At 59.3% G+C, this 18,365-nt stretch carries 16 protein-coding genes and 1 pseudogene; 4 read left to right on the top strand and 13 right to left on the bottom strand.

The features are described 5' to 3' along the window. Window positions 1–6: 6 nt before the first annotated feature. The 8 genes from HPT29_RS04410 to HPT29_RS04375 all read right to left on the bottom strand — a co-directional run bounded on the left by HPT29_RS04410 (window position 7) and on the right by HPT29_RS04375 (window position 8,985). The gene (locus tag HPT29_RS04410; protein WP_173950178.1) at window positions 7–1,203 is read right to left on the bottom strand and encodes a mandelate racemase/muconate lactonizing enzyme family protein; all 1,197 of its coding nucleotides are present in this window, start codon (window positions 1,201–1,203) and stop codon (window positions 7–9) included. 6 nt (window positions 1,204–1,209) lie between these two features. Then, a complete protein-coding gene (locus HPT29_RS04405; protein ID WP_173950177.1) occupies window positions 1,210–2,121 on the bottom strand; it encodes a dihydrodipicolinate synthase family protein in 912 nt (303 codons plus the stop codon). Then, complete coding sequence (locus HPT29_RS04400; protein WP_173950176.1) at window positions 2,118–2,954, bottom strand: carbohydrate ABC transporter permease; 837 nt, start codon at window positions 2,952–2,954, stop codon at window positions 2,118–2,120. The genes HPT29_RS04405 and HPT29_RS04400 overlap by 4 nt, the downstream gene beginning before the upstream one ends. Window position 2,955: 1 nt before the next feature. Continuing rightward, window positions 2,956–3,897: a carbohydrate ABC transporter permease gene (locus HPT29_RS04395; RefSeq protein WP_173950175.1), complete on the bottom strand. Its 942-nt coding sequence runs from the start codon at window positions 3,895–3,897 to the stop codon at window positions 2,956–2,958. Between the two features lie 71 nt (window positions 3,898–3,968). Further along, window positions 3,969–5,300, bottom strand: a complete 1,332-nt coding sequence (locus tag HPT29_RS04390; RefSeq protein ID WP_259060471.1) for an extracellular solute-binding protein — start codon at window positions 5,298–5,300, stop codon at window positions 3,969–3,971. Window positions 5,301–5,326: 26 nt separating this feature from the next. Then, on the bottom strand, window positions 5,327–6,133 hold the full coding sequence (locus tag HPT29_RS04385) for an SDR family NAD(P)-dependent oxidoreductase (protein WP_173950173.1): 807 nt from the start codon (window positions 6,131–6,133) through the stop codon (window positions 5,327–5,329). Then, window positions 6,130–7,227, bottom strand: coding sequence for an ABC transporter ATP-binding protein (locus tag HPT29_RS04380; RefSeq protein WP_173950172.1), 1,098 nt, complete (start codon window positions 7,225–7,227; stop codon window positions 6,130–6,132). The genes HPT29_RS04385 and HPT29_RS04380 overlap by 4 nt, the downstream gene beginning before the upstream one ends. A 27-nt stretch (window positions 7,228–7,254) precedes the next feature. Further along, window positions 7,255–8,985 (bottom strand): SMP-30/gluconolactonase/LRE family protein, encoded by a 1,731-nt coding sequence (locus tag HPT29_RS04375; RefSeq protein ID WP_259060470.1) that lies wholly within the window; start codon window positions 8,983–8,985, stop codon window positions 7,255–7,257. A 114-nt stretch (window positions 8,986–9,099) separates the two neighbouring features. On the opposite strand from HPT29_RS04375, the gene HPT29_RS04370 reads away from it, so the two are divergent. Together HPT29_RS04370 and HPT29_RS04365 are read left to right on the top strand one after the other, a co-directional pair. Continuing rightward, on the top strand, window positions 9,100–10,251 hold the full coding sequence (locus HPT29_RS04370; RefSeq protein WP_173950171.1) for a mandelate racemase/muconate lactonizing enzyme family protein: 1,152 nt from the start codon (window positions 9,100–9,102) through the stop codon (window positions 10,249–10,251). 11 nt (window positions 10,252–10,262) lie between these two features. After that, window positions 10,263–11,183, top strand: a pseudogene (locus HPT29_RS04365) (2-dehydro-3-deoxygalactonokinase). 579 nt (window positions 11,184–11,762) lie between these two features. On the opposite strand, the gene HPT29_RS04360 reads toward HPT29_RS04365, so the two are convergent. From HPT29_RS04360 to HPT29_RS04350, 3 genes are all read right to left on the bottom strand, one after another. Then, window positions 11,763–12,998 (bottom strand): NAD(P)/FAD-dependent oxidoreductase, encoded by a 1,236-nt coding sequence (locus HPT29_RS04360; RefSeq protein WP_173950169.1) that lies wholly within the window; start codon window positions 12,996–12,998, stop codon window positions 11,763–11,765. A gap of 46 nt (window positions 12,999–13,044) precedes the next feature. Then, window positions 13,045–14,067, bottom strand: a complete 1,023-nt coding sequence (locus HPT29_RS04355; RefSeq protein WP_173950168.1) for a 4-hydroxyproline epimerase — start codon at window positions 14,065–14,067, stop codon at window positions 13,045–13,047. 79 nt (window positions 14,068–14,146) lie between these two features. Beyond that, window positions 14,147–15,073: a dihydrodipicolinate synthase family protein gene (locus HPT29_RS04350; RefSeq protein WP_173950167.1), complete on the bottom strand. Its 927-nt coding sequence runs from the start codon at window positions 15,071–15,073 to the stop codon at window positions 14,147–14,149. Window positions 15,074–15,206: 133 nt separating this feature from the next. Between HPT29_RS04350 and HPT29_RS04345 the strand changes: the two genes are divergently transcribed. Continuing rightward, window positions 15,207–15,917 (top strand): GntR family transcriptional regulator, encoded by a 711-nt coding sequence (locus HPT29_RS04345; RefSeq protein WP_173950166.1) that lies wholly within the window; start codon window positions 15,207–15,209, stop codon window positions 15,915–15,917. A gap of 353 nt (window positions 15,918–16,270) precedes the next feature. Beyond that, entirely contained in the window at window positions 16,271–16,936 is a 666-nt protein-coding gene (locus HPT29_RS04340; protein ID WP_173950165.1) for a LuxR C-terminal-related transcriptional regulator, read from the top strand. A 61-nt stretch (window positions 16,937–16,997) separates the two neighbouring features. Here the strand turns inward: HPT29_RS04340 and HPT29_RS04335 are convergent, their stop codons facing one another. Both HPT29_RS04335 and HPT29_RS04330 read right to left on the bottom strand, forming a co-directional pair. Further along, window positions 16,998–17,882 carry a shikimate dehydrogenase gene (locus tag HPT29_RS04335; protein WP_173950225.1) on the bottom strand — a complete coding sequence of 295 codons (885 nt, stop codon included), beginning with the start codon at window positions 17,880–17,882 and terminating at the stop codon, window positions 16,998–17,000. Between the two features lie 22 nt (window positions 17,883–17,904). Then, the gene (locus tag HPT29_RS04330) at window positions 17,905–18,354 is read right to left on the bottom strand and encodes a type II 3-dehydroquinate dehydratase (RefSeq protein WP_173950164.1); all 450 of its coding nucleotides are present in this window, start codon (window positions 18,352–18,354) and stop codon (window positions 17,905–17,907) included. Window positions 18,355–18,365: the final 11 nt, after the last annotated feature.

The following is an 18,365-nucleotide window of genomic DNA, read 5'->3' as shown; positions in this document are numbered from 1 at the left end:
ACTCCATCAGCGCGCAGAGCTGCGCCCCTCGGCAACTACGAAATCGAACAACGCGTCTGCGGGCTCGACGCCGAGGCCTAGCCCGGTCGGCACTGTGTAATGTCCTCGCGCGCAGCCCATGCCGCCCTTCGTAAAGGCGAGGTTCCGGTCGAAGACGGAATGCTGGTACTCATGATAGGGAACGCGCTGGAGAGCCGATGACGTGACAAGGCTCGCCGCCATGAAGATGCCAACGCTGATGGATGCATGCGGGATGGTGTTGATGTGGAAGGTCTGAGCCATCCGGCCGATCTGGATGAATTCAGTGATGCCGGTGTGGCCAATCTCCGGTTGGATGACGCCCATGCAACGAGCCTCAAGCCTCGGTCGATACTCATAGACGGTGCGCCATTCCTCTCCGAGAGCCAAGGGCACGCCAATGTTCCTCGCGACCTTGGTCTGCCCTTCGAGATCCTCTGGTTGACATGGGGCTTCGGCGAAGTAGAGGTTCGAAGCCTCAAGGCGCCGGATCAGGCGTATGGCTTCCGAACTCTCGAACTTCCAGTGTAGGTCGACCATCAGGTCAATGTCGGGTCCGACAGCCTCGCGTAATGCGAGCATCTCCTGAACGATCCCCTCATCGGACACGACCGCCGCAAACTTGATGCCACGATAGCCTTTGGCCACCCACTCCACGGCGAGATCACAGCGCTCCTGCAAGGTCGCTCTCGGAAGTCCTGAGACATAGGCCGGGATGGTGGAGTGCCGTCTCCCCCCGAGCAGAGTAGAGATGGAAACGCCCAGATTCTTTCCGGCGAGATCCCAAAGGGCAATATCGACCCCGGCAAGGGCATCCACATAGTAGCCCCCGAAGAATCCCCTCACCCGCATGAGGTCGTAAAGATCCTCGTGGATCACCACAGCGTCGCCCGGGTCGCGTCCAATGATGACGGGTCCAAGAATATCGTCGATGATCGCCTTCGTCGCCTCGGGTGCTACGATCCCATAGCATTCCCCCCACCCCACGTGTCCGCTTTCGCCGGTTACTTTGATGAGCAGGGTCATATCCGTCGACGGATAGATCGTACGATTGCCTTTGCGGATTAGGTAACCACGCTCGTTGACGCGCTCTCCATCCTTTAACGGCCCGAGATAGGGAACCTCGCGCGGAATCGATATGATGTAGGTCTCGACCTGGACAATGGCATCGACTGACTTGTTCATGATTGGTCAGACCGGACGATGATGCTTGTACGGAAGCGATGCTTCCTGAAGCAGGAGAGTGAGCTCGGCTCGATCGCCATCGTCGAGTTTTGGCCCTTTGGCGCGGACGAAGGTGTTGCGAACGACTCCACGCCGACGCAGAACTTCCTTGGTCATATGCATGCGGAAAATCGCCTGAAAAGTGAGAAGAGGTAGCGAGGCGGAGTACAGCCTCCGCGCGGTTGCGACATCGCCCTGGTGCCATGACCCGATCATCATGGCGTGGATGTCGGCGAACTCACAAGCGGGCATGGTGCCGGCTGCGCCGCGGGCCATCTCGTCCATGACATAGCGTCCGCCAGCCCCGCCGAATATTGCATCCACTGAACCGCCCACTGCGTTCTTAATCCGCGTGAGGTGTTGTCCGCAAGGTGGCGTTTCCTCCTTGATGTACCGTACCATGTCGACGGCAGACGCTACGGCCGCCACTTCCTCTGGCGTCAATCCGGCACCGATTGGCTTGGGCTGGTTTTGCAGCATAAGCGGGACGGTGGCATTCGCCGCTACCTGCTGAAAATACTCGGTCTGGGCTTCGATTGAGTTTCCGAGATGCCCCGGAGCCATCACCATCACGGCGGCAGCACCGATCTCCGCCGCATGGGCCACATGACGGGCGGCCACGGCGGGATCGGGATCACTGCCGCCGATGATGATGGGAACGCGCCCATTGATTTCTCTGGCGAGAAGATTGACTTGATTACGCCGCTCCTCCTCACTCAGAGTCTCCACTTCGCTGGCCACACCCGGATAGACGACTCCATCGACGGCGCTCTCAAGTGCAAAGCGGATGATCGACAGAAAGTCCGTTTCATCGATAGCGCCATTTGAACGGAAGGGAGTCGCAAGGACGGGGAAAGCACCTGAAAGCGGGGTCTTCATTTGACAGCTCCTGCCGTAACGCCCTGGATAAAGTATCGCTGGAGGAAAAGGAAAGCCGCCACGATGGGAGCCGACGCCAGTAAGGATGCTGCCATCGCGCCACCCCAATCAGAATTGACTTCGTTCAGATACGTGAGCAGCAGGCCGGGCCCGATGGTTCGCTTGTCGTCCGAGACGATAAGTGTCATCGAATAGAGAAGATCGTTCCATGACCACATGAACGAGTAGAGGAAGACTGTCACGATGGGCGGGATCGAGATCGGGACGACGATTGTGTGGAGGATGCGCAGATCACTGGCGCCGTCCGCCCGCGCAGCTTCGATCAATTCGTCGGGCACCTGCGAGAAATAGCTATAGAGCATATAGGTGGATACGGGCAGGGCAAAAACGATGTAACTCAGAATTAGACCAGGACGGGTGTCCAGGAGCCCAGCCTCGCTCATCAGTGGATAGATGCTGATGAGAAGCAGGCCGAACGGAAACATCTGCGCGGACAGCATGAAGAGCATTGCCGGCTGCCGCCCGGCAAAGCGATACTTTGCAACGCTGTAGCCCGCGTAAAGCGCCAGAAGCGTGTTGAGGGCCGCACTCGATCCCGAGGCGATCAGGCTGTTGAACAAATACATCGGCAGCTTGCCTGTCGTCAGCGCCGTCACGAAATGCGTCAAAGTCGGAGTCGTCGGAAACGGAGTCGGAACGACGCTGTAAAGCTCAGCGTTCGATTTCATAGAGGATATCACTAGCCAATAGAGCGGAAAGAACAGAAACAGGCCGATCAGCGCGAGCGTCAGGCTGAAGACCACCTTCGAGACGGTGCTGGAAAGATCAAACATGTCAGGCGCCTTTCACCAGCATACGCAGATACAGGAACGCGGGCGGCAGCAGAGTCGCCACCCACAGGACGCCGATTGCCGACGCCAAGCCGACATCCCATTGTTCAAAGGCGCGACGGTAGACTTCGACCGAGAGAACGGCGGTCGCGCGCACCGGTCCGCCCCCGGTCAAGGCATAGATCGTGTCGAATTGCTGCAGGTTCCCGATGACGCCGAGCACTACAACGACGATCAGCACCGGACGAAGGTGAGGAAGAACATGATCGCGTAGGATCGCCCAGTTATTGGCGCCATCGACTCGGGCGGCATCAACCTGCTCCCGATCCAGGTTCTGCAACCCCGCCAGAAAGAACGCCATGAAGAGCGGGATCGACAACCAGATCTTGGTGATAATCACGGCGACCATGGCTCCGGCTGAGGTGGAAAGCCAAGCCTGTGGCATCTCGATAAAGCCCATCTCCAGCAGAAACGCATTCAGCACCCCGTAGCGGCTGTTGAAGATCCAACCCCAGATGAAGGCACTCACCGTGCTCGGCAACACCCAGGGAAGGAGCGACATGGAGCGCAGGAACCCACGGCCGCGGAAGGGCTGGTTCAGAATAAGCGCCCATGCGAGTCCCAGGACGAGCGTCCCAGCGGTTGTGAAGAACACGTAAATGGCAGTCGTCAGGAAAGCCTGCCATACGTCTGGTGTTGCGGCGATCTTGGTGAAATTCCCCAGGCCGTCGAATCGAGGTGCGGGCGTCTCAAGCGTGTATTCGAAGAGTGAGAGCGCCAGCGCCTGGAGGAAGGGATAGAGGATGATGCCTCCAAAGGCGATCGCCGCCGGAAGGAGGAGCATCAGTCCAACTCGGCGCTGACCGGCCTTAAGACCGCCGCGGACGGCATGCGGTGACACCTGGGCAGGTGCAGGACTTGATGGGATCTCGGCGGCAAGGGTCATAGGATCATCGCGTGCAAAGAGATGCGTGTGAATCGCGACTGGCTGCCCTCAAAGGCAGCCAGCCATGCCGGTCAGTTCTGCTTGATGACATTCGCCATGGATGTCTCAAGTCGCTTCTGCATCGACTGGATCGAATCGTCGATGCTCTTCTGGCCCAGCAACGCGCCTTGCACCTCCTCGCCGATAATCTGCGTGAGTTCGGCAGCGTTCGGCCAAATACCGACTTCGTTACGGCGCGGGTTGCCTGCAGCCTTTGCCCAAGCCGTCAGGAACGCGTCGCCTGCTACCTTTGGATTGGCGCGTGCGGATTTCGTGACAGGAAGAGCGCTCTGTTCAAGCGGGAACTTGGATTGCGCCTCGTCGGACGTCAGATAGGTAATGAACTGGCTAGCCGCCGCATCGGCATTGGCCTTGCCGGTGGATGAGAACTGCACCAGCAGATGACCCCACTGAATCGAGGCGGGCTCCAGGCCGGCGATAGCGATCGGCGTCGCAAGAGGCAGGACGTTCGCATCGAAGGCCGACCCCTGGCCGGAGAAGCTGCGCAGGTGGGTCCTGGCCTGCGGTGCATCGAAGAGGAAGGCGGAGGCTCCCTGCGCCACAAGGCGACGAGCATCGGGTCGATCGATCTCGGGGGCGGCTAGACGATCTTTCATCAGCCCAACCATGAAGCCAAGCGCCTGCTTGCCGGCATCCGCGTTCCCGATCTTCACCTTTCCCTGTTCGTCGATGATTTCACCACCGAAGGTCCAGGTCCAGATCATGAAGTCGAGCAGGATCGAGCCGTTATTCTTGGTTGCCATCGTGTATGGCACCGAGTTCGGTACTTTGTCACGTACCGCCACCAGGGCGCTCCGGAACTCCTCGATAGTCGTCGGCGTCTTGCTGACGCCGGCCTTCTCCAGCACCGCCTTGTTGGCAATGAGGCCGATGGAACCGGAGATGAGCGGCAAAGCCAGTTGCTTCGAGCCGACCTGTCCCATGGCGAGAGCATCGGGAGCAAACATCGCAGCCAGCTTGTCCTTGCCATAGACCTCGTTCAGATCGACGAGACCAGCCACGTTGGCAAAGCTTGGCAGCCAGCGCTCGGACAGTTGAGCGACACTCGGCAGAGTTTTGGAACGCGCCCTCAAGAAGATGTTCTTCTGCATGTCGCCCCAGGCATAGCCCAGGGGCTCGACCGTGAGCTTGGTCTGAGCCTCGAAGCCCTTGAGCAATGCGTCAACGGATGGCTTGGCGGCCTCTTCCGCATAGCTGAAGCTCATGAAGCTGACATCGGCGGCCTTCGCGGCCTGACCCGATAGAGCGAGACTCGCTGCCAATATAGCGGCGGACGCAACCGGTGCGAATCGTTTCATCGTTCTTCCTCCCGATACGGAGCAAAGCCCCATATTTCTGCGCACGTGCTTTGACCGAGGATGGCCGTGCGCTAGACCACCCCTCCGTCGACGATGAACATCTGCGCCGTAACGAGACGCGAGTCGTCGGCGCCGAGCCAGAGCGCCATCCGGGCGATGTCCGGAGGCAAGAGATGTTCCTTTAGGCACTGTACTTCGAGGTATTCTGAAAACTTCCCCTGATAGATGCGCTTTGCCCGCTCGACCTGGCGCTCTGTCAGGACCCAGCCCGGTGCGATGGAATTGACTCGGATGTTGCGCTCGCCGAGCTCTCGCGCGAGCGATTTGGTCAAACCCATCACGGCAGATTTCGCTGTCGTATAAAAAATCAGGCCGGAGGCTCCTCGCATCCAGGAGATCGATCCCATATTGATGATGGAGCCGCCCCCTGCCCGGGTCATCTCACCGATCACGGCCTGCGCGGCAAAGAACTGGTGTCGCAGGTTGGTCTGGAAGCGCTCGTCCCAATATTCGGGCGTTACGTCTTCGATCGGCATGCGGTCGTCATTGCCGGCATTATTGATCAGGATCCGAACTGGCCCGATCCGCTCCGAAAGTGACCTGATGGCAGATCGAAGCGCCCGGATGTCGCGCAGATCTGCCGCCTCATAATGCGGCTGGTTGCCCGTCGCCGCCGCAACACGCCGAGCCGTCTCATGTGCGTAGTCCTGGCTCAGATCAATGAAGCCAACGCGTGCGCCCTGTCCGCAGAAGTGCTCAACCAGGGATGCTCCGATTCCGGACCCGCCTCCCGTAATCAGAACGCCTTTTTCCCTCAAGCTCGGATAGGTGGCGCAATCCACCGTCACGCGTGGGATGAGCTCAGGATGGAGGCTCATGCCGCATTCCTCGCCATCGGCTTTGCGGAAGCCAGCGTCCGTCCGTCTTTCGAGAAGACATGGACGGCATCTGGATTGACCAAGACGCCTACCCGTTCGCCCTGGCTGATGGGGCGCTCTCCATCGAGACGAACGACAATCATCTCGTCGGTGCCATCAAGTGCCACATAGGCGTAGGTATCGCTGCCGAGATGCTCTGTCATGGCGACGCGACCGTCGAGAGCATTGCTGGTCCCCGGTGCGCAGAGTTCAAGATGCTCTGGCCGCACACCAATCTCGTGGGCAGCTTCAGGCGCCGACGTGTTCAACGAGATGGACCCGCCGGGCATTCTCACCCGTCCGCCATCGAGGCGGTGCCCCTGGACGATTAAGAAGTTCATCCGCGGACTTCCTATGAAGCCTGCAACGAAACGATTGGCCGGGGTGTTGTAAAGATCGAGCGGAGACCCGATTTGCTCGACCTTACCGGCATTGAGCACTACGATCTTGTCGGCCAGCGTCATGGCCTCGATCTGATCGTGAGTGACATAGATCATTGTGGTGCCGAGACGTTCCTTCATGCGCGCAATCTCAATGCGCATCTCGACCCGGAGTGCCGCATCCAGATTGGAGAGGGGCTCGTCGAACAGGAAGATCTTCGGCTCCCGAACGATGGCACGACCGATCGCGACGCGTTGACGTTGGCCGCCCGACAATTGGCGGGGCTTGCGGTCCACGTATTCGGAGATCCGCAGCACCCGGGCGGCCGCCTCAACCCGACGGCGGATCTCCTCGCGCGGTGTTCCTGCCAGTCTCAAGGCATAGCCCATATTGTCGGCGACGGTCATGTGCGGATACAGGGCATATGACTGAAACACCATGGCGATCCCGCGCTTGGCCGGAGGCACGTCATTCACCACGTGACCGTCGATGATCATCTGACCGGACGAGATCTCATCGAGACCGCAGATCAAGCGCAGAAGTGTGGACTTGCCACATCCTGACGGCCCAACGAAGGCGGCGAACTCACCGTCTTCGACCGTCAGGTCGATCCCCTTGAGCACGTCGACACTTCCGAACGACTTCCGGACCTGATGAAGCTCTAGTTTGGCCATATCGATTGCGTGTCCCTGAAGTATCTGTCACCCGCCGAAGACGTTTTCCGGTAGCCCCTTGATGCCGGTCTCAATGGCAAAAACGCTGCCCGACAGCGGAGCATCGGCGATTTGTCCCGCAGACAGGCGAATGCGGGCCGAAGTCACGAAGAGGGTGTGCATCTCCGCGCCGCCGAATACGCAGCTGGTCGGCCGGGGCACCGGCAAGTTGATGACGCGCTCCACACGCCCTTCCGGATCATACCGCGTGACGCACCAGCCGTCCCAATGTGCGCTCCATACGAACCCTTCGCCATCAATGGTCAAGCCGTCCGGCTTGCCTTCGCTCTCCGGCACGGTCACGAAAATGCGCCTGTTCTCTATGGATCCGGTCGTACTGTCGAAATCATAGACGTAGATTGTCTGCTTCGCGGTATCGGTGAAATAAAAGAGACGATCGTCGGGGCTCCAGCCTAGGCCATTCGAGACGTGGAAGCCCCGGTCCATTTCATGAACCCTCCCGTCGGGATCAAGCCGCCAGAGCGAGCCTTGCCCCGGAGTCGTGTCGATGGCGAGCGTACCGGCCCATAGCCGGCCATGGCGATCGCACTTTCCATCATTGAACCGGTTCCCCGGACGGCCGATCTCGGGTCGGGCAAGCACCATGCTCTCGTTCGATTCCGGATTGATGGCTCGCACCTCGTTCTGCATGCCGGCAATGAATCCACCTGCCTTGCGCGGGATCAGGAAGCTCGTCAGCTCGGGCATCGGCCAGGAGCGGTAAGTCCCCTTGATCGGGTCGCCAATGCAGACGGACGGCGCGAGAATGTCGACGAAGTAGAGCTGCTGGTCGTGAATAGACCAATGCGGCCCTTCACCCAGGAAGAGACTCGCGGGAATGGCGCATCGCACGTCGTCCCGGTCGGCACCGAGCGGCCGGGGGTTAATATTCAACGACATTGCCACCTCGCCGATATTGCCGGAAATTCGCCGGGCAGCCTCGATGACGTCACGTCCGAGAGCATGGAGGCGCTCGGGCGGCAACCGGAAGGACGGGCCGATAACCCCGATCGCACCCAATGGCTTGGCCTCATGATCCAGAATGGGCGCGGCCACTGAGCTGATGCCGATATTCTGCTCGTCGATGGAAACCGCGTAACCGCGAGCCTTGGTGAGATCGAGCTGACTGAGGAGTTCGTTGAAATCCGCAATCGTGTGAGGGGTCAGGCGCTGCAGCTCTGCCTCACCCAGGAGCCTGCGTCGCATTTCGAGCGAGAGATGCGCAAGGATCGCCTTGCCGAGACCGCTTGCATAGGGTTTGGCTCGGCTTCCGACGCCGTTGCCGAGGCGTACCGGCTGCGGGGCCTCGCGCTGATCGATGTAGAGGATCTCATCCCTATCAAGGATTCCGAGTCGCACCGTCTCGCCTGTGAGGTCCCGCAGGCGCTCGAGCTCCGGCTCGGCCGCGCCGCGCAGGTCGAAATCGTCCCAGACCCGGTGTGCCCATTGGAACAGGCGCGAGCCAAGGCGATAAGTCTGATCCCGGCCATCGAGCTTCAGAAGCCGCTCATCAACAAGTGCCTGAAGGATGCGATGCAGTGTGCCCTTGGGCATGCCGGAGCCGTCAAGAAGATCCGTAAATCGGGGCGGCACTGCAGCCGAAGCCACGAGCTCGATGAGCTGAATGCCTCGCGTGAGCGCCTGCACGCCTGGAACTGGCCCAGAAGGGCCGCTTTCGACCTCATCGTCGATTCTCAGCTCCGCCTGCATGCGTCCCATCACAGCTCCGTCGAAAGGATGAGCCTCTTGTCCAATTGACCCTTCCGGATGGGTGGAATTATGTTGGAACCGAGTTCCAAGTCAACTCGCCTTTCGTTGAAGAGGTCCGCCCCAATGAGAATCACAGCCATTCACCATGCTCTTGTGCGGATCCCGTTCACGGAAAATATTCTTTGGGGGTCGGGCCGCAGGATCGGAACGACCCGGCTCATCTGCCGGATCGAGACCGATGCTGGGATCGTCGGATGGGGCGAGACGATCTCGCTGATCACAACCGTACCGGCAGTGTTCGCCGATATCGTTGCCAAGGTAGGATTAGGCTATCCTGTGGCCGACGTGGAGCGCCTGCACCGGCATGTTCTGGGCTCTGGCTACTACCACCACAAGAGAGCGGCCGTGATGGCGGTTGCTGCGCTCGAGATGGCCATGTGGGATGCTCTCGGCAAGCAGGCGAAGCTTCCCTTGTCAAGCCTCTGGGGTGGGCGGTGGCGCAAGGATGTGGAAGCAGCCGCCTATCTGTTCACAAAGGACGTGAAACAGCTGAAGGAGAGGATCGGAAGGTTCCTCGACGCTGGCTACGAGACCTTCAAGGTCAAGATTGGCTTCGACGAGCCGAGCGATATCGAATTGGCAGCGACCTCCCGTGAGGCCATCGGCACACGGGCTCTGCGCCTTGACGTGAACGGCGCCTGGACACCCGGCACCGCCAAGCGGCAACTGGAAAAGCTGCGAGCCTTCGACCCGGCCTATGTGGAGCAGCCCCTGGAACTCGATGATCTTGCAGGCCATGCGCTCCTGAGGCGATCGACGCCGGTTCCAATCGCCCTCGACGAGAGTGCCTACACTCTGTCCGATATCGGCAACATCGTGCGTGCCGATGCCGCAGACGTGGTGCTGCTCGATCCGCACGAGGAAGGTGGGCTGTGGCAGACGATCAAGGCCGCGGCCATCTGCGAGGCCGTCGGAATCCCGGTGACGCTGCACTCGGGCGCAGAACTGGCGCTGTCCCAGGCGGGCTACATCCACCTCGCAGCATCGATCCCCAACATGAGCCTCGCCATCGATACGGAACGTGCTTATCTCGGCGGAGACATTTCCGCCGCTCCTCCTGCTTTGCTGCTCGGACGTTTTCAGGTCCCAGACACGCCAGGCCTTGGCGTCGAGGTCGACGAAGAGGCGGTGCGACGCTATGCGGTCGACAGCATCGTGGGCGCCTACCTCGACGAGGAGCGCAAAGACTGGTTTCCGGTCAAGCCAGCCTACTAGAGGGATCCAGCATGTTCATTGCGATCGAATGGACCTCGATGACCTTCCACGCCTTCCTCTTGTCCAATGACGGGTCCCTTCGGGGAGAGCGGCAGGAGGCGAAAGGTATCAACCATATCGGTGGTGGCGCCTTTGAAAAGACTCTCCGCGACATCGTCGGAGATTGGACGACAAAGGCCAGCCGCATCTATCTCTCCGGCATGATCACCAGCCGCAATGGCTGGGTGGAGACACCTTATGCGCAGGCGCCTGCCTCTCTGGATGACGTCGCTGCGCAAGCAGTCATAAAGCTTATGGACGGCTTGCCGTCCCTCGTGTTTCTTCCGGGCGTCTCAGTACGCGATCCCCTGCCCGACATGATGCGAGGCGAGGAACTCAAGATTTTCGGCGCGATGGGACTAAACAGCGGCCTTGTCGTCCTTCCCGGCGCTCACAGCAAGTGGGTCTCCGTCAAGAAGGGTCGGATCGAACATTTCGCCACTTATATGTCGGGGGAGATTGCCACATTGCTGAAGTCGAGCTCCCTCGTCAGCAAGCTGATTCCGGAACAATCAATCGACAGCTAGGAGGCTTTCCTGCGCGGTGTCAGGCTTGCGCAGGACCGCTGCATTGGAGGCCACGTCCTGCGGCGCATTTTCTCGGCACGCAGCGGCGCTCTGTGTGGAGAACTATCTCCCGCAGAGATCAGCGATTACCTTTCGGGCCTGTTGATTGGCGCGGAGGTGAGGGAGGCGATCGCGGAGTTCAGCGCTCCTGACAACCATGTTACGCTGATCGGCGCTCCTGCCTTATGCCGGCGCTACGGTTTGGCATTGCAGGAAGCCGGGATGAGGTCGTCGGTAACCGACAATGCCGCTCTGAGGGCCTTTCAAGCACTTTGCGTCAGCAGCCCGTGTTTCAGCGGCACGGTAGAATCTGCTTCCCGAAATTGACGCCTCAGCGATCGACGTTGAATGGCGCTGAGTTCGTCTCCGTGGATCAGTTCAACTTCGAACGTCTCTACCAGAACCGGACGACTTCATGGCTTGGAACCTTCCCTAAGCCTGCAGATGGAATGTGCCCGGCAAGGACATCTAGGCGTTCCTAAATCGTCGATTATTGCTATAGCATCACATTTTACGTGGACTGACCGGATCTTGATTCCCTGCGAGCGGAACCTAGTGCTTGGCTGGTGATTGCCTTTTACGGACTCTGACAAACGCATCAGACAGTGGAGCGCCGCCTGGATGCCCATTCCTTTGCCCAACCAGCCTTACCCCGAACCGACGCCGTCTGACCCCAATCCAGCGCCGGTGAGCCCCCCTACTCCGCCAGAGGCTCCTCAGCCCGAACCTATCGGCGTTCCGCCTACGACGCCGGGCGATATACCACCGCCGGGTGAACCGATCGGAGTGCCTCCCACATCACCACCAGAGATCCCTGTCACGCCGACTACGCCTCAACCGACCGCATGATGGGTATCGGCGCCTAGACTGCTATGGACTGCGCGGAAGCCCTGACGATGTGCCTCTTCAGAAGCGCTGCGCCGAATAAGGCTTTAGATCGATCGAGCTAGGCCTTCCATCGACCAAGTCTGCGACCAGCAGTGATGTGATCGCCGCCTGGGTCAGACCATGATGACCATGACCGAACGCATAGACCACGCGGGCGTCTCGTCTGGATGCGCCGATGACGGGAAGAGAGTCGGGAATGGACGGCCGAAAGCCCATCCAGAGTCTTGCATTTTGTGTCGCATCGAAGTCGGGAAGGAAGCGCTTCAGGCGAGAGATCATCGCCGATGTGCGGTCATGATTGGGATGGGAGTCCAGTCCGGCGAACTCGACGGCGCCGCCAACCCTGTCACCGGTATCAAGGGGCGTGGTGACAAAACCCTCGCCCTCGAACATGATCGGACGGTTGAGACCGAAAGCACCCTTGGGATAGGTGGCATTATAGCCGCGCTCCGTGTCGAGAGGGATCCTATCTCCCAGCATCCTTGCGATCGGACGTGACCATATCCCAGCTGCAATGACAACCTTGTCGGCAGAGACACTTCTTTCGGAATCGTTCGTTCGCACATGGATTCCGCTGTCCTCTGCCTCCACCGCTAGAGCGCGGGAGACTACACGCACTGCACCTCGCTCCTGAACGAGCCTCATAAGATCGGACGCCAAATCGGCAGGATCGGAGATGTGGCACGCATCCGGATAGAGAGCACCAGCTTCGATGTTTTGAAGCGCAGGCTCCAGTCGCTTGAGATCGTTGCCATCAAGCACATCGATCTCAATGCCGAGTTCACGCTGGTGATCGAGGACATCCCTGGCCCGCAAAAAGGCCTCCTGACGCCTCCACACGGACATGATTCCGTTCTCTCGCAGATGCGTGCTCAGATTCAACGAGGATAGAAGCGCCTTCCAAGACGGTAGCGCTTCCGCGTTGATGGCACGAATGGCCGCCATGCTCGCCTTGATCCGCATGGGCGATGAGGATAGCACGAAACGGATGAGCCATGGCATCAGCGCCGGAAGATAGGTTGGCCTGATGGTAAGGGGTCCCAGCGGATCCACGAGCCAGCCTGGAAGATTCCGCCAGACTTTCGGCGACGCGAGTGGCATGATGTCGGTATGGGCAATCCAGCCGGCATTGCCGTCCGTCGGCCGCCTCGCCTGATTGCCCGGGTCAATGAGAGTGACCCGATGACCTCTGTCGAGGAGGGCATGCGCGGCCGTTAGGCCGACGATTCCAGCACCGACGATTGCGATCCGCATCCTGCATCCTGTTCACTTGAATACACACGCCCCGACAACCGGGGCATCAGGCTCGCACAGTTCGATCCACAACCTGGAATCCGTGCGCGAAGGGATCGCGATCGTCGATGACGATGGTGTTGAAGCCTGTGACCCGCGCCCATCCCTCGATGGAGGGAATGATGGCGTCGCGGTCTCCGACCTTCGTGCGCCCTTCGACGCGCCCAATGAAGGTGGAGCCGATGATGCTCTCATGAACGAACTCATCGCTTTCTTTCAGATCCCCCCGCGCCGCGAGATGCGCCATTCGGGCCGATGTCCCCGTGCCACACGGCGATCGATCGATGGCCTTGTCGCCATAGAACACGGCGTTCCGAGCCGTTCCGCCCTTCGTCTGCGCCCGTCCCGTCCACAGAACATGAGTCAGGCGGTTGATCTCCGGGTTTTCGGGATGCGCAATCCGATAACGGGCGTTGAAGGCTTCCCTCAGCCTGGGGCTCCAGCGCAGGACATCGGATGGATTGATGTCCGCCAAGTCGGAGTAGAGAGCCTGCGGTTCGACGATGGCGTAGAAGTTGCCGCCATAAGCGACGTCCATGGTTAGAGAACCGAGCCCTTCCACCTCGACCTCGTATCCTGTGCCATAGAGGAAAGACGGAATGTTGGTGATCCGAACCCGTTCGATAAAGGGGCCATTCTGCTCATAGCGCGCCTCGACCACCCCTGCCGGCGTGTCGAGCCGCAGGAGGCCCGGCGTCCTGGGATGGATCAAACCGTTCTCAAGCGCAATGGTGACGGTCCCGATCGTCCCGTGCCCACACATTGGGAGACAGCCGGACGTCTCAATGAACAAAATGCCCACGTCGCAATCGGAGCGCGTAGGCGGGTAAAGGATCGAGCCGGACATCATGTCGTGTCCGCGAGGTTCGAACATCAGACCTGTGCGAATCCAATCGTACTCGGCAATGAAATGCTGCCGGCGGTCGAACATCGTCTCCCCCTTCAACTGGGGAATGCTACCGCCGGACACCACCCGAACCGGGTTGCCGCAGGTATGGCCATCAATGCAAAAGAAGGTGTGACGCGCCATCGCTCGCTCGCTGATCAGAGATATTGCCAACTTCCATCGAAGCGGCGAAGGATATCGTCAGTCCTTCGCCGCGACTTCCTCAGGCAGCTGATTTCAAGCCGACGTCCGGAAGAGTCGGACGGCTTCTCAGGGCCTTGTCCATGATCGCCTCCACCTCTGCGCGCTCGTGGGCGTTCAGAGGGAGGCGCGGCGGGCGAGTTAGTTCCGTTCCACGGCCCATGATTGCCTCACAGAGCTTGATGCATTGCACGAGATCCGGACGAGCGTCGAGGTGAAGCAGCGGCATGAACCATTCATAGAGCGCCTTCGCTTCTTCATAGCGACCCGCCTTTGCCAGCCTGAACAGGGTTTCGCCTTCCTGAGGAAAGGCATTCGACATGCCGGAGACCCAGCCGGCAGCGCCGAGCATCACGCTCTCAACCACGACATCGTCAAGACCGGCGAACAGAACGAAGCGATCACCAACCATGTTCTTCGTATCGGTAAACCGGCGGGTATCCCCTGACGAATCTTTGAAGCAGACGATCGTTTCACAATCGGCGAGAGAGACCAGGATGTCGGGGGTCACGTCATTTTTGTAGATCGGAGGGTTGTTATAAACCATCACAGGTAGGTCGGTCGCTTTGGCGACGCCCCGGAAATGTGCGGCGGTCTCGTGCGGCTTGGAGGAATAGACCAGTGCCGGCATGACCATGACGCCATCGAGCCCTACCCGCTCGGCTTCTCTGGCAACCTCCGAGGCGAAGGCCGTCGTAAACTCAGCGATCCCGGCGATCACCGGAACTCGTCCCCGAGCGACCCCTTTGGCAGTCTCCATGATTGCCACCTTTTCGGCTCGGCTTAGTGACGTGTTTTCCCCCACCGTTCCGCAGACGATCAGCCCGGAGACACCGTCTCTGATCAACCCATCTATCACCTGGGCCGTGGCCTCGAGGTCCAGCTCGTAGTTCGATTTAAACTGAGTGGTAACCGCGGGGAAAACCCCCTCCCATCCGATCTTGGCCATTCCGCCTTCTCCGATACTGGACATTGATGGGCATTATTGTAGATTGTATAAAATCTACCTTGTCAAGTCAGACGGGGGTATGTTGCTTTAGCGGCGATGACTCACGAGCACTGACCTCATCAGCGGCGATCCAATGGGCCTTGAAACAAAATTAGTCGCCAAGCCGACACAAAAATCCCTTCAGCATCGGACAATCGCTGCTGCGGTAGCAGAAAGTCTGCGAGAGCGAATTTTGGACGGCGATTTCAAGGCCGGATTTCCCCTGCGGCAGGACGCCTTGGCAAACGAGTTTGGCGTGAGCCGAATCCCCATTCGCGAAGCATTGATGCAACTTGAGGCAGAAGGGCTCGTCAAGATTCACCCTCACCGGGGAGCCATAGTCTCGGAGCTTTCGACAGAGGAAGTCGAGGAGCTTTTTGAGCTCAGAGCCTTGCTTGAGCCGCGACTTTTAGGGGCGTCCGCCAACCGTCTCACGCAGGATGATTACAAGACGCTCAAACAGATCCTTCAGGAGTACAGCGCTGAACTCCGGGCGAACCATGTCAGGCGCTGGGGCGAATTGAATACACAGTTTCACGTGCTTTTGTACCGTCACGCAGAACAGCCTCGTACATTAGCGATCGTGGTTAATCTCCTTCAGGAATGCGACCGGCATACTCGCCTCCAGCTCTCCCTCACGGATGGCATGAAGCGCGCAGAGGCAGAGCATGCTGATCTCCTTCATCTCTGCGAGACCGGGCAGATCACAGCGGCCTGCGATCTTTTGAGGGCACATATCGAGGACGTCGGGAAATCGCTGCGGACATATCTCGAGCAGCATCAGCGACCGGGTGAAACCCGCTGAGTGCCAATCTCTCCAGAGACGGCTTCTCCAGGCCGATCTGCCGATTTCAGGCGCTTGGCGCTCACACGCCGATGATCGCGCCCTGAGATTTGCTCCCCAAGCGCTCATCCTTAACCTCGGCTTCTTACAAGGGACGGAGGTGCTGCGCGGTCGATGGAGACACGGCCCCTACCCCTTTGGAGATAACACTGAAGCGCCTGGAAGAAGGCACACTCGCACTTCGTAGATATTGCTACGTCCGATCTAAGATCGATATCCTAAATACAGGCAAGAGCTCTGTACGTAGACTACTGAACTCAAGAATATCCGCCGAACCTCTAAACGGCGACCGAGATTGGAACTGGGGGGCTCCAATGACAGCAGGAATTCGGGTGGGCGTGATCGACAAGCACCCTCTCTTTCGGGATGGTGTAGTCCTCGCGCTGCGCACTCAGGAGGACATAGAGGTCGTTGGCCAAGGGGCTTCGATTTGGGACGCGATCGACCTGGCGGAGAAGTCTCAACCGCACGTGATCGTGGTTGATGCCGGCACTTTGGATTGCAGCATGGGAGCGGTCGAGTCGATCCTCCAGCAGCATCCCTCAATCCGGATCCTTATTCTTGCTGATGAGGCATCCGAGGACCATATCCGCGCAGCTTTGAAGCGTGGCGTGCGGGGCTACCTGCTGAAAGGTAGCAGCGCCGGCGAGTTGGCCGAAACCGTGCGGGCGCTGAGCCAAGGACAGTGCTTCATCTCGCCAAGTCTCGCGGCGAAGCTGCTCATGCGGACTGGCCCTGAAGCGACAAGCGAGGCAACGGGATCAGGTCATCTGTCACACCTGACACCGCGCGAACAGCAGATCTTGTCGATTCTCGCTCAAGGCCGCAGCAACAAGGAGATTGGCAGCAAACTCGAATTGAGCGAGAAGACCATCAAACATCATCTGACGAACATTCTTCAAAAGCTGCATGTCCGGAACAGGGTGGAAGCCGCTCTTGTGGCATCCAATCACCTTTCTCAGAAGCGGCTAGCCTCCTGAACCAATCGCATACCGTTTCTGCCGTGTCTGCTCAGTGCCGGGAGAAATGATCAATCGAGGCTCACATCTCGCTGAAATGCTGAAGCATTCGAGTCGCGTCCGGTTCAATCCCGGTGAAGAGGCGAAAAGCGCCAACGGCTTGAAAGACCGCCATTCCTCCACCAGACATGGTGCGGCAGCCTCGCGCCCGGGCCTGCCGCAGCAATTCCGTTTCCAGCGGAAAGTAGACAATGTCGGAAACCCATAAATCGCGATGCAGCAGGTCCGCGGAGAAGGCCATGCCAGGATACTTGGCCATGCCGAGCGGAGTCGTGTTCACCACGCCGTGAGCAGTCGCAAGCGCCTCCGCAGGAGACACGCCGGAAAAAGCGCGCTCAGGACCGAAGCGGTTGCACAAATCTGCCGCGAGAACATCAGCCCTAGCCCTATCAGTATCGATCACGATTACCTGACCTGTCCCCAGTGTCAGAAGTGCGTGGGCAACGGCGGCCCCTGCTCCGCCGGCCCCGAACTGAACCACTCGGTCGCGTTCGACGTCGGGCAGTTCGCGCTGAAAGCTTTGTGCGAACCCCCACCAGTCAGTATTGTGCCCAATGCGATGCCCATCCTTCAGCACAACCGTGTTGACGGCGCCGAGCGCCGCCGCGTCGGGTGCCAGTTCGCCAACCAGCGGGATTACAGCCTGCTTGAACGGATGGGTGATGTTGAGTCCTGCAAACCCGAAATGTTCGGCAGCGGCCACGATATCCGGAAGCGAATGATGGTCTAGACCGAGCGCTTCGAAATCAATCAGCTTGTAAATGTATCGAAAACCCTGACGTGCCCCTTCCCGCTCGTGCAAGCTGGGTGTTCGCGACGCCTGAATACCGGTGCCTACGAGGCCAGCAAGGACAGACGGTCGTTTCCAAGAGCCCAAGCCTTCATCACCATGAGACTTCAGTTCCATCAGATCTTCGCTCTCCATGAACTCAACCAGCCTTCGTTGATTTCGAGATCATGGCGAGCAGGGAGCGCACAGCCGTCGGGTAGCCGTCAGTGCCCAAGCCTGCAATAACAGCGGTCGCCACCGGAGAAACATAGGATTTGTGATAGATCGGTTCGCGCCGATGGATGTTCGAGATATGAAGCTCGATAATCGGACCCGGAAACATCTTCAAGGCGTCCATGATCGCCATGGAAGTGAAAGTGAAGGCCGCCGGATTGATGATGATCCCACATCCCTCGTCGATGGCTTCATGAACCCACTCGATAAGCTCATATTCCCGGTTGGACTGTCGGAACACCAACGGGTGGTCGCCTGCGGCGCCCCGGCACAGGGCCTCGACTCCATCCAAGGTCGTGCGCCCATAAATCTCCGGTTCTCGCGTTCCGAGACGATTGAGATTGGGCCCATTGAGGATGTAGATCGGCTTGCTCATTGAGGTGCTTC

This window comes from Microvirga terrae, assembly GCF_013307435.2.
GTDB classification, from domain to species: Bacteria; Pseudomonadota; Alphaproteobacteria; order Rhizobiales; family Beijerinckiaceae; genus Microvirga; species Microvirga terrae.
Note: the sequence above shows the minus strand (reverse complement) of the source record. Positions and strands in the feature narration are given on the sequence as shown.